This is a genomic window from Aquincola tertiaricarbonis (assembly GCF_023573145.1).
Lineage (GTDB): Bacteria > Pseudomonadota > Gammaproteobacteria > Burkholderiales > Burkholderiaceae_C > Aquincola > Aquincola tertiaricarbonis_B.
Map to the genome: position 1 here is coordinate 2,084,695 of NZ_CP097636.1, position 14,122 is coordinate 2,098,816.

Annotated in this window: 13 protein-coding genes; 6 read left to right on the top strand and 7 right to left on the bottom strand. The window is 69.7% G+C overall.

Features of this window, described 5'->3' with window-relative positions:
• Positions 1–138 precede the first annotated feature (138 nt).
• Positions 139–873: an osmolarity response regulator transcription factor OmpR gene (ompR, locus tag MW290_RS23920; RefSeq protein ID WP_046111400.1), complete on the top strand. Its 735-nt coding sequence runs from the start codon at positions 139–141 to the stop codon at positions 871–873.
• 27 nt (positions 874–900) lie between these two features.
• Positions 901–2,226, top strand: a complete 1,326-nt coding sequence (locus MW290_RS23925) for a sensor histidine kinase family protein (RefSeq protein WP_250196851.1) — start codon at positions 901–903, stop codon at positions 2,224–2,226.
• A gap of 270 nt (positions 2,227–2,496) precedes the next feature.
• Here the strand turns inward: MW290_RS23925 and ispF are convergent, their stop codons facing one another.
• From ispF to ispD, 3 genes are read right to left on the bottom strand one after another with little or no spacing between them, the layout of a single operon-like run.
• Positions 2,497–2,994 carry a 2-C-methyl-D-erythritol 2,4-cyclodiphosphate synthase gene (gene ispF / locus MW290_RS23930; RefSeq protein ID WP_250196852.1) on the bottom strand — a complete coding sequence of 166 codons (498 nt, stop codon included), beginning with the start codon at positions 2,992–2,994 and terminating at the stop codon, positions 2,497–2,499.
• Positions 2,995–3,029: 35 nt separating this feature from the next.
• Entirely contained in the window at positions 3,030–3,776 is a 747-nt protein-coding gene (gene map, locus MW290_RS23935) for a type I methionyl aminopeptidase (protein WP_250196853.1), read from the bottom strand.
• Positions 3,773–4,501, bottom strand: coding sequence for a 2-C-methyl-D-erythritol 4-phosphate cytidylyltransferase (gene ispD / locus MW290_RS23940; protein WP_250196854.1), 729 nt, complete (start codon positions 4,499–4,501; stop codon positions 3,773–3,775). Before ispD ends, map begins: the two co-directional genes overlap by 4 nt.
• 22 nt (positions 4,502–4,523) lie before the next feature.
• On the opposite strand from ispD, the gene mfd reads away from it, so the two are divergent.
• Positions 4,524–8,012, top strand: a complete 3,489-nt coding sequence (gene mfd, locus MW290_RS23945) for a transcription-repair coupling factor (protein WP_250196855.1) — start codon at positions 4,524–4,526, stop codon at positions 8,010–8,012.
• Here mfd and MW290_RS23950 read toward each other — a convergent pair.
• Positions 8,009–8,845, bottom strand: coding sequence for a DODA-type extradiol aromatic ring-opening family dioxygenase (locus tag MW290_RS23950; protein ID WP_250196856.1), 837 nt, complete (start codon positions 8,843–8,845; stop codon positions 8,009–8,011). The two genes, mfd and MW290_RS23950, sit on opposite strands and share 4 nt — an antisense overlap.
• A 47-nt stretch (positions 8,846–8,892) precedes the next feature.
• Entirely contained in the window at positions 8,893–9,789 is an 897-nt protein-coding gene (locus MW290_RS23955; RefSeq protein ID WP_250196857.1) for an NmrA family NAD(P)-binding protein, read from the bottom strand.
• Positions 9,790–9,978: 189 nt separating this feature from the next.
• On the opposite strand from MW290_RS23955, the gene MW290_RS23960 reads away from it, so the two are divergent.
• Positions 9,979–10,365 carry a winged helix-turn-helix transcriptional regulator gene (locus tag MW290_RS23960; protein ID WP_250196858.1) on the top strand — a complete coding sequence of 129 codons (387 nt, stop codon included), beginning with the start codon at positions 9,979–9,981 and terminating at the stop codon, positions 10,363–10,365.
• A 7-nt stretch (positions 10,366–10,372) separates the two neighbouring features.
• Here MW290_RS23960 and MW290_RS23965 read toward each other — a convergent pair whose 3' ends face one another.
• Positions 10,373–10,756 carry a RidA family protein gene (locus tag MW290_RS23965; protein ID WP_250196859.1) on the bottom strand — a complete coding sequence of 128 codons (384 nt, stop codon included), beginning with the start codon at positions 10,754–10,756 and terminating at the stop codon, positions 10,373–10,375.
• Between the two features lie 191 nt (positions 10,757–10,947).
• Between MW290_RS23965 and MW290_RS23970 the strand changes: the two genes are divergently transcribed.
• The gene (locus MW290_RS23970) at positions 10,948–12,033 is read left to right on the top strand and encodes a methyl-accepting chemotaxis protein (RefSeq protein ID WP_250196860.1); all 1,086 of its coding nucleotides are present in this window, start codon (positions 10,948–10,950) and stop codon (positions 12,031–12,033) included.
• 60 nt (positions 12,034–12,093) lie between these two features.
• A complete protein-coding gene (gene serB, locus MW290_RS23975) occupies positions 12,094–12,810 on the top strand; it encodes a phosphoserine phosphatase SerB (protein ID WP_250196861.1) in 717 nt (238 codons plus the stop codon).
• Here serB and MW290_RS23980 read toward each other — a convergent pair.
• The gene (locus MW290_RS23980; RefSeq protein ID WP_250196862.1) at positions 12,798–14,099 is read right to left on the bottom strand and encodes a HipA domain-containing protein; all 1,302 of its coding nucleotides are present in this window, start codon (positions 14,097–14,099) and stop codon (positions 12,798–12,800) included. The two genes, serB and MW290_RS23980, sit on opposite strands and share 13 nt — an antisense overlap.
• Positions 14,100–14,122 lie beyond the last annotated feature (23 nt).

Genomic DNA, 14,122 nt, shown 5'->3' on the forward strand with positions numbered 1-14,122 from the left:
AACTGGCGACGGCGACGCGGGGTTGACCTTCAGCAAACTCATTGGTTACCGAAAGACTTGTAACCACGGGTCAGAACGAGGGTAAACCCTTAGTCTTTCCTGCGCACAATGCGCCTGTTACAAGTTTGGAGTCCATTTATGAACGCACCCGCAAACACACGGCCGGATCGCATCGTCGTGGTCGATGATGACGCCCGCATTCGTGATTTGCTGCGGCGCTACCTCACGCAGGAAGGTTTCGAGGTGCTGCTGGCAGAAGATGCCAAGGCGCTGAACCGCGTGATCACCCGCGAGACGATCGACCTCATCGTGCTCGACCTGATGCTGCCCGGCGAAGACGGCCTGTCGATCTGCCGCCGGCTGCGCGCCGCCAACGACGTGACGCCCATCATCATGCTCACCGCCAAGGTGGAAGACGTGGACCGCATCGTCGGCCTGGAAGTGGGCGCCGACGACTACCTGCCCAAGCCCTTCAACCCGCGTGAGCTGCTGGCCCGCATCCACGCGGTGCTGCGTCGCCGCCCGGCGATGGAAGCACCGGGCGCACCGGCCAAGGAGGCGCAGACCGTCACCTTCGGCCCCTTCGAGTTCGACCTCTCGCTGCGCCGCCTGACCAAGGACGGCGAGCAGATCGCGCTGACCACCGGCGAGTTCTCGATGCTCAAGGCCCTGGTACGCCATCCGCGCCAGCCGCTGAGCCGCGACAAGCTGGCCCAGCTGGCCCGCGGCCGCGAGTTCGAGCCCTTCGACCGCAGCCTGGACGTGCAGATCAGCCGCCTGCGCAAGATGATCGAACCCGATCCGGCGCAGCCGCGCTACATCCAGACCGTCTGGGGCGTGGGCTACGTGTTCGTGCCGGACGGTGCAGCTTGATGTGGAACCCCGGCATCCTCACGGCCGATGAGTAGCCGTCATGTCGCCCTCAGCCTCTTCTGGCGCACCTTCGTCCTGTTGGCCCTGCTGCTGACCGGCGGCATCTTCGCGTGGGTCCAGACGCTGCGCGCGCTCGAGTTCGAGCCACGTGCGGTGCAGGCGGCGCAGCAGATCGCCGCGCTGGTGAACCTGAGCCGGGCCGCGCTGCGCTACTCCGACAGCATCAGCCGCACCTCCATCGTCAAGACCATGGACGACCAGGACGCGCTGCGGGTGCTGCCGCGCGAGCCGGGCGACCGCTGGGAGCCTTTCGAGGTCGACCGCTTCACCCGCCGCGTGGGCCAGGAACTGCACAGCCGCCTGGGCGCTGAAACGCTGGTGGCCCGCTCGGTCAATGGCCGCGAAGGGCTCTGGGTGGGCTTCACCATCGAGAACGACCTCTACTGGCTGCAGGCCGAGCCCACGCGCGTGGTGCCGCTGACACCGGGCACCTGGTTCGTCTGGGTGGGCATTGCGCTGCTGGCCACGCTGGTGGGGTCGGTGGCCATCGCCCGGCGCATCAACCAGCCACTGCGTGAGCTGTCGTTCGCGGCCAGCCGCATCCGCGATGGCGAGTTCGATTCGCGGCTGGACGAAAACACGCTGACCAGCGAGATCCGCGAGGTGAACATGGGCTTCAACCGCATGGCGCGCGAGCTGGCCAAGGTGGAAGAAGACCGGGCCATCATGCTGGCCGGCATCAGCCACGACCTGCGCACGCCGCTGGCGCGGCTGCGGCTGGAAGCGGAGATGAGCGTCAACGACGAAGAAGCCCGTCGCAACATGGCGATGGACATCGACCAGCTCGACAACATCATCGACAAGTTCCTGGACTACGCGCGACCCGGCGAGACGCGCCTGGTGCCGGTGCACCTGTCGATGCTGATCGACCGCGAGTCGGCCGGCTTCCGCGACCCGGCGCTGCAGATCACCTCGCGCGTGGCCATCGACATCAAGGTGATGGCCGACGAGACCGAGCTGGGCCGCGTGTTCCAGAACCTGTTCGAGAACGCCCGCCGCTATGGCCAGACGCCCGGCACCGGCGTGACGCGGATCGACGTCAGCTACTCGCGCGCCGGCCCCTGGGTGACGGTGAGCGTGCGCGACCATGGCCGCGGCGTGGCACCCGAGAAGCTGGCCGAGCTGACCACGCCCTTCTACCGCGGCGACACCGCCCGCACCGCCGCCACCGGCGCCGGCCTGGGCCTGGCCATCGTGGACAAGTCGCTGCAGCGCATGGGCGGCAGCCTGGAGCTGGCCAACGCGGCCGACGGCGGCCTGGTGGCGCATGTGCGCCTCAAGCGCGCACCGTAGATGGAGCACCCGGTCCCGCGGGTACGCGGGCCCACCCGCCGAGCGGGTTGCCGCGGCCGCTTGGGAGCGGCCCGGCGCTGGCCGCGCTTGAATGGGGCACCCGGTCCCGCGGGTACGCGGGCCCACCCGCCGAGCGGGTTGCCGCGGCCGCCTTCGGAGCGGCCGGGCGGCGGCCGCGGTGCGATAGAGCACCCGGTCCCATGAGTACATGGGCCCACCCGCCGAGCGGGTTGCCGCAGCCGCTTGGGAGCGGCCCGGCGCCGGCCGCGGTTAGCGGCCCGCCAGCAGCACCACCGCCCGCGCCTCGATGGCGCGGCCCTCGCCCACCGGGCCCATCTTCTCGGCCGTCTTGGCCTTGACGTTGACCCGCTCCACCGGAATGCCCAGCGAGGCGGCCACGCGCTCGCGCATCCCCGGGATGTGCGGCGCCATCTTCGGGGCCTGGGCCACGATGGTGGCGTCCACGTTCACCGGCTCCCAGCCGGCGGCACGCACGCGGCGCACCGCTTCCACCAGCAGCGCCACCGAATCGGCACCCTTGAAGGCCGGGTCGGTGTCCGGAAAGTGGCGGCCGATGTCACCCAGCGCGGCGGCGCCGAACAGCGCGTCGGTGATGGCATGCAGCAGCGCGTCCGCATCGGAATGGCCCAGCAGGCCATGGCTGTGCGGGATGGTCACACCGCCCAGGATCAGCGGCCGGCCGGTGACCAGTTGGTGGGTGTCCCAGCCTTCGCCGATGCGCAAGGCGGGGATCGTGGGAGTCGTCATGGTCAGGTGTCCTGTGGGCAAGGGGTCATCGAGGCTCAATGCCTCGTCAGCACGATGGGTGCGCCGTGGGTGACGATGAGCGTGTGCTCAAACTGCGCCGACAGGTTGCCGGGCCCGCCCGACAGCGTCCAGCCGTCGCCGGTGTCTTCGGCGATGCGGGCGCGGGTGGACAGGAAGGGCTCGATGGTGATCACCATGCCGGCTTGCAGCACCCGCTTTTCGCTGGGGTCGGCAAAGCCCGGGATGAACTCCGGCGCTTCATGCAGCGCGCGGCCCACGCCGTGGCTGCCCAAGTTGCGCAGGATGCGAAAGCCCGTCTGCCGCGCCACCCGTTCGATGCTGCGGCCGATGGCGGCCACCGGCCGGCCGGCACGGGCCTGGCCCAGCGCTTCGTCCAGCGCATGGCGGGCGGCCCAGCACAGCCGCGTCTTCACCGGCGTGGCGGGCGGCACCACGCGGGTGCCGCCGGTGTCGGCAAAGTAGCCGTCCAGCTCGGCCGACACGTCGATGTTGACCACATCGCCCTTGGCGATGCGGCGCGCGCCCGGCACGCCATGGGCCGCTTCTTCGTTGATGCTGATGCAGGTGGCGCCGGGAAAGCCGTAGGTGAGCTGCGGCGCCGACCGGGCGCCCGCGGCCGCCAGCATGCGCTGGCCGATGGCGTCCAGCTCGTCGGTGCGCATGCCGGGCTCCAGCGCGTCCAGCATCGCATGCAGCACGTCGCTCACCAACGCGCCGGCACGGCGCAGGCCCTCGATGTCGGCTTCGGTTTCAATGGTCATGCAGCGCTCCTGGCGGTGGTGATGAGGCGTTCGGCCAGCGCGAAATCGCCCGGCCAGGTGACCTTGAAGTTGGCCGCATCGCCCACCACCAGGCGGGGTTGCAAGCCCAGCGCCTCGATGGCGCCGGCTTCGTCGGTGGGTGCATCGCCAATGGCCGCCAGCGCCCGCTGCAGCAGGCCCAGGCGGAACATCTGCGGCGTCTGCGCGGCCCACTTGGCGCTGCGGTCGATGGTGGCGGCCACGCGGCCCTGCGCATCGGCCTGCTTCAGCGTGTCGGCCACCGGTAAGGCCAGCAGGCCGCCCACCTCGTCGGGCAAGCAGGCGTCGATCAGGCGGTCGATCCAGGCCGGCTGCACCAGGCAGCGGGCGGCGTCGTGCACCAGCACCCAGTCGTCGGGCTGTGCGCCACGCTCCACCAGCACCTGCAGGCCGTTGGCCACGGTGGCGGCACGGCTGCTGCCGCCGCAGCGGGCCAGCCATTGGGTGGCTTCATGCGCGCCATAGCCGGGCACCGCGGATTCAAACGCCGCATCGTCCGCCGACAGCACCACCAGCGTGGCCGCCAGCCGCGGCACGGCGGCCAATGCGGCAAGCGTGTGGGCCACCATGGCACGCCCGGCCAGCGGCACGTACTGCTTGGGACCATCGGCCCCCGATCGAGCGCCGATGCCGGCGCAGGGAACAAGGGCGTAGCAGCGGGGCATCCGCTCGGCGGGCTGGGTCATCGGCCGGATTCTAGAATTCGCAATGGCTTCGCCGACCGTTCCCCTGCCGTCCATCGCGCCCGGCAAGCGCTTCACCCTCCCCCGCCCACCTGGTTCTGCCGATGCCCTGCTGCTGGCACGCCTGGCCCAGGCCCGCGCCGCCGAAGGCCGGCTGCTGGCCATCGTCACGGCCGAGCCATCGGACACGCAACGGCTGGCCGATGAGCTGCCCTTCTTCGCCCCCGGCATCCGCGTGGCGGTGTTCCCCGACTGGGAGACGCTGCCCTACGACACCTTCAGCCCGCACCAGGACCTGATCTCGGAGCGGCTGGCCACGCTGTGGCGGCTGTGGAGCCACACGCAAACCGGCCACCAGGCCACCGAGCGCGACGTGGACGTGGTGCTGCTGCCCGCCACCACCGCCCTCACCCGGCTGGCGCCGCCCAGCTTCCTGGCGGGCACCACCTTCCACTTCAAGCAGAAGACGCGGCTGGACGAAGCGCGCCTCAAGTCGCAGCTGACGCTGGCCGGCTACCAGCATGTGAGCCAGGTGGTGTCGCCCGGTGAATACGCGGTGCGCGGCGGGTTGATCGACCTCTTCCCGATGGGCTCGCCGGTGCCTTACCGCGTCGACCTGTTCGACGACGAGGTGGACTCGATCCGCACCTTCGACCCCGACTCGCAGCGCAGCCTGTACCCGGTGCCCGAGGTGCGGCTGCTGCCCGGCCGCGAGTTTCCGATGGACGAGGCCGCCCGCACCGCCTTCCGCGCCCGCTGGCGCGAGAAGCTGGACGGCGACCCCACCAAGTCGCGCATCTACAAGGACATCGCGGCCGGCATCGCCACCGCCGGCATCGAGTACTACCTGCCGCTGTTCTTCGACGAGACGGCGACCATGTTCGACTACTTCGGCGAGCAGGCCGCGGTGGTGCTGCACGGCGCGGTGGACGAGTCCATCGCCCGCTTCTGGACCGATACCCGCGACCGCCACCGCTTCCTGCAGCACGACCCCGAGCGGCCCATCCTGCCGCCCGAGCAGCTCTTCCTGAAGCCCGAGGACTTCTTCGGCCTCACGCATGCGCATGCCACGCTGTCGCTGCGCGGCGTGGAGCCTTCAGATTGGGCGCGCCCGCTGCCCGACGTGAGCGTGGACCGCGGCGCCACCGAGCCGCTGGCCGGCCTGGAAGCGCACCTGAAGAACACGCCGGCCCGCGTGCTGCTGGTGGCCGAAAGCGACGGCCGCCGCGAAAGCCTGCTGGAGCTGCTGCGCGACCACCGCATCGACGTGCCCAGCGTGGCCACCCTGGCCGAGTTCGAGGCCGGCGACGAGAAGGTGGCGATTGCCGCCGCGCCGCTGGCCCAGGGCTTCCACTGGCACACGCCCGACACGTCGATCCAGTTCCTCACCGAAACCGAGCTGTTCTCCACCGCGCCCAGCTCACGCCGGCGCCGCAAGCAGGAACAGGTCAGCAACGTCGATGCGCTGATCAAGGACCTGTCGGAGCTGAAGGTGGGCGACCCGGTGGTGCACGTCAACCACGGCATCGGCCGCTACGTCGGACTGCTCAACATCGACCTCGGCGACGGACCCAGCGAATTCCTGCACCTGGAGTACGCCGACAAGGCCACGCTGTACGTGCCGGTGGCGCAGCTGCACCTGATCAGCCGCTACACCGGCGTGAGCGCCGACGAAGCGCCGCTGCACAAGCTGGGTTCGCCGCAATGGGACAAGGCCAAGCGCAAGGCCGCCGAACAGGTGCGCGACACCGCGGCCGAGCTGCTGAACCTGTATGCCCGCCGTGCGGCGCGCGAAGGCCATGCCTTCCGCTTCTCGCCGCACGACTACGAGGCCTTCGCGGCCAGCTTCGGCTTCGAGGAGACGCCCGACCAGCGTGCCGCCATCCATGCGGTGATCCAGGACATGGTGAGCCCGCGGCCGATGGACCGCCTGGTGTGCGGCGACGTGGGCTTCGGCAAGACCGAGGTGGCCTTGCGCGCCGCCTTCGTGGCGGTGCTGGGCGGCCGGCAGGTGGCGCTGCTGGCGCCCACCACGCTGCTGGCCGAGCAGCATTACCAGAACATCGCCGACCGCTTCGGCAAGTGGCCGGTGAAGGTGGCCGAGCTGTCACGCTTCCGCTCGGGCAAGGAAATCAACGCGGCGCTGGAAGGCATCGAGGCCGGCACCATCGACATCGTGGTGGGCACCCACAAGCTGCTGAGCCAGAGCGTCAAGTTCAAGCGGCTGGGGCTGCTGATCATCGACGAGGAACACCGCTTCGGCGTGCGCCACAAGGAGGCCATCAAGGCCATGCGGGCCGAGGTGGACGTGCTCACGCTCACCGCCACGCCCATCCCGCGCACGCTGGGCATGGCGCTGGAAGGCCTGCGCGACCTGAGCGTGATCGCCACCGCGCCGCAGCGGCGGCTGGCCATCAAGACCTTCGTGCGCACCGAGACCAGCGGCGTCATCCGCGAAGCGGTGCTGCGTGAACTCAAGCGTGGCGGCCAGGTGTACTTCCTGCACAACGAGGTCGAGACCATCGAGAACCGGCGCCAGAAGCTGGAAGCGCTGCTGCCCGAGGCGCGCATCGGCATCGCCCACGGCCAGATGCCCGAGCGCGAGCTGGAGCGGGTGATGCGCGACTTCGTGGCCCAGCGCTTCAACGTGCTGCTGTGCTCCACCATCATCGAGACCGGCATCGACGTGCCCTCGGCCAACACCATCATCATGAGCCGGGCCGACAAGTTCGGCCTGGCGCAGCTGCACCAGCTGCGCGGCCGCGTGGGCCGCAGCCACCACCAGGCCTATGCCTACCTGATGGTGCCCGACGTGGAGACGCTGACCAAGCAGGCCGCGCAGCGGCTGGAAGCCATCCAGCAGATGGAGGAGCTGGGCTCGGGCTTCTACCTGGCGATGCACGACCTGGAGATCCGCGGCGCCGGCGAGGTGCTGGGCGACAACCAGAGCGGCAACATGATGGAGGTGGGTTTCCAGCTCTACAACGACATGCTGAACGAGGCGGTGCGCTCGCTGAAGAACGGCAAGGAGCCCGACCTGCTGAGCCCGCTGGGCGGCGTGTTCGGCGCGGCCACCGAGATCAACCTGCATGCGCCCGCGCTGCTGCCCGACAGCTACTGCGGCGATGTGCACACGCGGCTGAACCTGTACAAGCGCCTGGCCACCGCCAGCACGCCGGCGCAGATCGACACGCTGCTCGAAGAGATCACCGACCGCTTCGGCAAGCTGCCGCCGCAGGGCCAGACGCTGTTCGACACCCACCGGCTGCGGGTGCTGGCCAAGCCTTATGGCGTGAGCAAGATCGACGCCGCGCCGCGCCTGATGGTGCTGAGCTTCCGCCCCAACCCGCCGGTGGACGCGATGAAGATCATCGAGCTGGTGCAGAAGAACCGGCACATCAAGCTGGCCGGCAACGACAAGCTGCGCATCGAGCGCGACACGCCCGAGGTCAAGGACCGGGTGCAGCTGATCCGCGACGTCCTGCGGTCGCTGGGGCAGCCGAAGGAAGCCTAGGCGGCTGCGGCTGGCAGCGCCCCGAAGCGGAAGCTCGAGACCGTGAGGCCGCCGAGCAGGTCCTGCTGGTGGTAGGTGCGAGTGGCGGGCTCGTCCCACGCGGCCCCCACCACGGCCATCAAGGGCAGCAGATGGTCTTCACGCGGATGGGCGATGCGGGCGGACGGCGCGGACGTCCAGGCCAGCAGCCGGCGCTCGCGCTCCTGCGGCGCGGACTGCAGCACCGTCTCCTGCAGCCAGCCATCGAAGCGGCGCGAGGGCGCATGGCCCTCAGCGCTGCCGAAGATGCGCAGGTTGTGAAAGCTCAGCCCGCTGCCGATGATGAGCACGCCTTCTTGGCGCAGCGGCGCCAGTGCGCGGCCCATGTCCAGGTGCAGGGCCGGATCGAGACCGGCGTCCAGCGACAACTGCACCACCGGCAGGTCGGCCTCGGGATACAGCACCTTCATCACGCTGAAGGTACCGTGGTCGAAGCCACGATCGGCATCCAGCCGGGCCGGGTGGCCGCGGCCTGCCAGAAGCGCTTGAACCCGGGCCGCCAGGGTCGGCGACCCCGGCGCTTCATACCGGATGCGATACAGCACCTCGGGGAAGCCGTGGTAGTCGTACACCATCCCCGGGCGCGCGCCCGAGGAGATGGCGAAGCCCTTGGCCTCCCAGTGCCCCGAGATGACGAGCGCGGCCTGCGGCCGGTCGCCCAACTCGCGGCGCATTTGCAGCAGGGACGCCTCCAGCGGGCGCATCGCTTCCCGGAACGGACCCGTCATGTAGGGCCAAGGGCCGCCGCCATGGCTGAGGAAGTAGGTCGGCAGTGCAACGGGGGTCGTCGTCATGGCAGACAGCCCAATCTCTGGTGAAGTGGACGCAGGATGTGCCGCGTTCACTGGCCCGCCAGCGCCTGCCGATGGGCCTGCAGCCAGTCGGCAAAGCGTTGCGGCGCCCGGCCGGTGATGGCCTGGTAGTCGCCGGTCACCTGGCCGACATGACCGGCGGCGGTGTTGGTGTCGAAGGACGCCAGGACCTGCGCCAGCGGCGCCGGCAGTCCGGCGCCCACCATGCCCTGCACCAGACCCTCCACCGGCACGGGAATCACCTCGACGGGCCGGCCCAGCACCTGCGCGATGGCCGCCGCCTGCTCCGCGGTAGTGAGTGCCTGGCCGCCGCTCAGGGTGTAGGTGTGCCGGCCCGCCTCGCTGCCGGCCAGCACAGTGGCGGCCGCCAGGGCCAGGTCGTCCCGCGCGATGTTGGCCAGCTTGCCGTCACCGGCAGCGCTGAACCACCGCCCACCGGCTGCCAGCACGCCAGGCAGCGACATGAACAGGTTCTCGAAGTACCAGTGGTTGCGCAGCACCGTCCAGCCCGGCAGGCGGCTGGCGGCCAGCGCGTCCTCGGTACCGGCATGGTCAGGCGCGAACAACACGGTGGACGACTTCGGTTGCGGCATGGAGGTGTAGACCAGGTGCCGGACCCCGGCCGCTTCGGCCGCCGCCACGGCGGCTCGGTGCTGCCGCAGGCGCGCGCCGGGCCGGTCGATCGCGTCGGTGCTGATCAGCAGCAGGCGATCCACGCCCTCGAAGGCCTTTGGCAGCGTGTCGGCGTCGTCGAAGTCGGCGGCCACCACTCGCACGCCACAACCCGCGAGTGCCGAGAGGGCCGAAGGGTGCCGGCTGGCGGCCACGATGCGCGAGGGCGCGACGCCCAGGGTGTGCAGCAAGTGGTGGACGACACGCTGGCCCAGGGCGCCCGAGGCGCCGGTGACGAGGAGTTGCTGCGACATGGAGATGCTCCGGTGAAGGCCGCCCGAAGACGACCGAGAGGGGATGATTCAATGGTTCTGTTTCAGAACCAGCTTACGAACAATAAGCGTTGAATAAAATCATGCCGCCAGGACCTCGCGACCACAAGAAGGGCGCGGAAAGTCACTTGGTTACCCCGACGTCACCATCCCCAGCCCCGGAGCCTTGCCATGACCCTGCACAAGTCCACTGCCGACTTTGCCGAGCTGTGCCCCATCCGCGACGTGCTGGAGCGGCTGGGCGATCGTTGGACGATGCTGGTGCTGTTCACACTGGACGAAGGCGGCACACAGCGCTTTTCAACGCTCAAGGCCCGCATCCCCGATGTTTCGCAGCGCATGCTGGCGCAGACCTTGCGCCGTCTGGAGCAGGATGGTCTGGTGGTGCGCACGGCCTACGCCACCGTGCCGCCACGCGTCGAATACGCCCTGACACCGCTGGGCACCTCCTTCATGGACCCGATGCGCCAACTGGTGCACTGGGCGGCGCAGCACCATGAGCAGGTGCGGACCGCCCGGCAGGCCTATCGCCCGGTGCAGGCCGCTGCGCCGCTTTGAGGGGGCCTCAGCCCGCAGCGCCCAGGTAGGCGTAAGCGACGATCTCGATCTTCATGCCCGGCACCACCAGCCCGTTGACGCCCATGCTGGACCGGTTCGGGTACGGCGCCTCGAAGAACTCGCGGTACACCGCGTCGATGGCTTTCATATCCTGCACGTCGGTCATGTAGATCAGCACCTGGGTCACGTCGGCCAGGGTGCCGCCTGCCGCCTGCACCGCCTGGCGCAGGTTGGCGAAGGTCAGCCGCGCTTGGTCTTCGATCGGGCCGGTGTCGATGCTGCCGTCCGGCCGCACCGGACCGTGGGCGGTGAACAGCAAGCCCTGCGCCTTTGTGGCCCAGGAAAACGGCTGCGCCAGGGCCGGAAGTCCGACATTTATCACTTCTTTCATCATTTCTCCCTCGAAATTAAGGTGCTGACTCTAATCGGCGGGTTCACGGCCCCATTGTTGGGCCGGACCGCTTCAGCGTGTTTTGACGTCAACCGATATGCCAACACAAGCCGGCCGCTACTTTGGTGGTACGAGGGCCGCGGCTGGATCAGGAGACGATGGACATGGATTGGGTTCGCAAGGTCAGCCTCGTGAAGAGGACGACGATCGGCTTTGGCTTGGCCGGAACGGTGATGACGGGCATCGGCGCCTCGGCGGCGTGGCGGCTGAACGCGCTGGGCGCCGGGGGCGCCGCATGGTCCATCGGCATCACCACGGCGGCCGGCGTCGGCCTGATCACCATGGCTGCATTCCTCATCCGCAGCAGCATCAAGAGCTCGGTGGAAGACACGGTGCAGGTGGTCATCCGCATGGGCGGCGGCGACCTGGAAACCAAGATCGAATCGCCGGGCAAGGACGAGATCTCGTGGCTGCGCTACGAGCTCAACAGCATGCGCAAGAAGCTGCGCACCATGGTGGTGGACGTGCGCGGCAGCGTGGAGATGGTCAAGTCGGCTTCCGACGAGATCGCCAACGGCAATGCCGACCTGTCGGCCCGCACCGAGAGCCAGGCTTCGGCCGTGCAGCAGACCGCCAGCTCGATGGACGAACTGGCCGCCACCGTGCGCACCAATGCGGCCAATGCCGAAGAGGCCAACCGCGTGGTGATGGATTCCAGCCAGGTGGCCACGCGAGGCGAGGAACTGATGCGCGGCGTGGAAAGCCGCATGGCCGAGATCAACGCCAGCGCGGCGCGCATCGCCGACATCATCGGCGTGATCGATGGCATCGCCTTCCAGACCAACATCCTGGCGCTGAACGCCGCGGTGGAAGCCGCCCGCGCCGGTGAACAGGGCCGCGGCTTCGCGGTGGTGGCCGGCGAAGTGCGCAGCCTGGCCCAGCGCAGTGCCACGGCGGCGCGCGAGATCAAGACCCTGATCGGCGACAGCACCGAGAAGATCGGCGCCGGCTCCACGCTGGTGGAACAGGCCGGCAAGACCATGCGCGAGCTGCTGGAGCGGGTGACACACGCCTCGTCGCTGATGAGCGCCATCAGCCAGGCCGGGCATGAGCAGAGCCTGGGCATCGGCCAGGTGCACGAGGCACTGGCGCAGATCGACGGCGTGACGCAGCAAAACTCGGCGCTGGTGGAAGAGGTGTCGGCCGCAGCGCAATCGCTCAAGGGCGAATCGGACAAGCTCAAGAACGCGATGAGCAGCTTCCGTGTGACCAGTTGAGCCCCCAAGCTCGCTGCGCTCGCGCCCCACTAAAATTCCGGGCTTTGCGCGGCCCACCGAATGACTGCACCGAACACCGCTGACGGCCTGGTGATCCAGGGTTTCACACCCCCGCTGGCCCTGGCCGACTTCCGGCTGATCGCGTTCGACATGGACTCGACGCTGATCAACATCGAGTGCATCGACGAGATCGCCGATGCCGCCGGCCGCAAGGCCGAGGTGGCCGCGATCACCGAAGCCGCGATGCGCGGCGAGATCACCGACTTCAAGGACAGCCTGCGCCGCCGCGTGGCCCTGCTGGCCGGCGTGCCCGCCAGCGCGTTGCAGGCGGTGCTGGACGAGCGCCTGCGCCTGAACCCCGGTGCCGAGACGCTGCTGCGCACCTGCCGCGAGGCGGGCCTGAAGACGCTGCTGGTCTCGGGCGGCTTCACCTTCTTTGCCGACCGGGTGCGCGAACGGCTGCAGATCGACGCGGCGCGCAGCAACGTGCTGGAAGTGGTCAACGGCCACCTGACCGGCCGCCTGGTCGACCAGCCCTGGGGTGACATCTGCGACGGCGAAGAAAAGAAGCGCACGCTGCTGGCCATGTGCGCCGAGCACGGCTTCGAGCCGCGCCAGGCCATCGCCGTGGGCGACGGCGCCAACGACCTGCCGATGATGGGTGCGGCCGGCCTCTCAGTGGCCTACCACGCCAAGCCCAAGGTGCGCGCCCAGGCCATGGTGGCCATCAACGAAGGCGGCCTGGACCGGCTGCTGGAAGTGGTTCAGCCCCGCTGAAGCCGCAGCGCCATCGCCTGCGCGGCTCGCCGCAGCGCGCGTGAGGCTGCGGGCAGCGCCGCCAGCTGCTGCCAGAACTGAAGCGCCACCTCACGCGCCGGCGAACCCAGGGCCACCGCATCGGGCTCGAAGGGCTCGATGTCCACCAGGCCCTGCGCCATGTCGGGCCGCCAGCGCATCGGCAGCATGTCGTACACCGGCGCCAGGCCGGTGAAGCGGCCGCGCGACACGTCCTGGGGCTGCACCCACAGGCTCAGGTTGCCGAAGTGCATGTCGGTGTTGCCGATCAGGCGGCCGAAGTGCAGCAGCGCCTCGGCCTGCGCGCCCGCGCCGGGCGGCAGGCGGCGCTGGCGTTCCAGCTCACGGCAGGTGGCGCCCCAGTGTTGCCGGCCACCGGGCACGAAGGCCGCATGCACCGCATCCAGCGGCACCGCATGCAGCCGGCCACCGCCGGGCAGCCGGTCGAAGCGGCGCGACACCAGGTAAGCCCGGCGCGCCGTCTGCACCACCTGCGCCGCCGCCACCGGCACGCCCCACTCGGCCAGCACCTGCAACGCCAGTGCCTCGGCCTGCAGCAGGTCGCGCCAGCGCTCGCCGAAGGGCGTGTCCAGCGGCGGTGTGAACTTGACGATCAGCGGATGGCCGGTGGCGTCATGCGTCAGGAACTTGGCCTGCTCGCCCCCTGCGGATGATCCGGCCGGCAGCGTGGCCGCCACCTCATCGGCCAGCGCATCCAGGTCGGGCTCCGTGCCCGTGGCCGGCGGCAACAGGCTGCCCGCCGGCGGTTCGCCCAGCACCAGCGCGCCCGGCGCGTCGTGCAGCAACAGCGCAGTGGCCAGCACCTGTTCCAGCGACCAGCGGTCGGGGTTGGCGTCCAGCCCGCGCTGCGCCCATTGCCGCGCCAGCACGCGCCCCAGGAAGCCCTGCGCCCGCAGCGGGGCCATGAACCAGGGCAGGCTGCCCTGGGTCAGGCTGTCCAGCCCGTCGGCCTGCACATGCACGCGGTCGCCCGCCAGAAAGGTAAGCCGGCCCCAGTCGTGCAGCCGGCCGTCGGGCATCACCCAGCGCAGCGGCTGCACCGCGGGCGCGCCCAGCAAGGGCTGCGGCAGGCCGTAGCGGGTGCTGCGCCCGCTGCCCAGCACCACCACCTGCGCGGCCAGTGCGCGCAGCAGCCGCGACAGCGTGGGCTGGCTGCGGCCGGTGGCAGCCTGCAGTTGTGCCGAACTGGCCACCCCCAGCTGCCGGATCAGCGCCAGCAGCGCAAACGCATCAGCATCGGCTTGTTCCATGCCGCCATGCTACGCCGGATGCC

Bases quoted from the DNA above. Each gene is read 5' to 3' on its own strand.
- ompR (WP_046111400.1), top strand. From the start codon at position 139: ATGAACGCACCCGCAAACACACGGCCGGATCGCATCGTCGTGGTCGAT.
- MW290_RS23925 (WP_250196851.1), top strand. From the start codon at position 901: ATGAGTAGCCGTCATGTCGCCCTCAGCCTCTTCTGGCGCACCTTCGTC.
- ispF (WP_250196852.1), bottom strand. From the start codon at position 2,994: ATGACGACTCCCACGATCCCCGCCTTGCGCATCGGCGAAGGCTGGGAC.
- map (WP_250196853.1), bottom strand. From the start codon at position 3,776: ATGACCATTGAAACCGAAGCCGACATCGAGGGCCTGCGCCGTGCCGGC.
- ispD (WP_250196854.1), bottom strand. From the start codon at position 4,501: ATGACCCAGCCCGCCGAGCGGATGCCCCGCTGCTACGCCCTTGTTCCC.
- mfd (WP_250196855.1), top strand. From the start codon at position 4,524: ATGGCTTCGCCGACCGTTCCCCTGCCGTCCATCGCGCCCGGCAAGCGC.
- MW290_RS23950 (WP_250196856.1), bottom strand. From the start codon at position 8,845: ATGACGACGACCCCCGTTGCACTGCCGACCTACTTCCTCAGCCATGGC.
- MW290_RS23955 (WP_250196857.1), bottom strand. From the start codon at position 9,789: ATGTCGCAGCAACTCCTCGTCACCGGCGCCTCGGGCGCCCTGGGCCAG.
- MW290_RS23960 (WP_250196858.1), top strand. From the start codon at position 9,979: ATGACCCTGCACAAGTCCACTGCCGACTTTGCCGAGCTGTGCCCCATC.
- MW290_RS23965 (WP_250196859.1), bottom strand. From the start codon at position 10,756: ATGAAAGAAGTGATAAATGTCGGACTTCCGGCCCTGGCGCAGCCGTTT.
- serB (WP_250196861.1), top strand. From the start codon at position 12,094: ATGACTGCACCGAACACCGCTGACGGCCTGGTGATCCAGGGTTTCACA.
- MW290_RS23980 (WP_250196862.1), bottom strand. From the start codon at position 14,099: ATGGAACAAGCCGATGCTGATGCGTTTGCGCTGCTGGCGCTGATCCGG.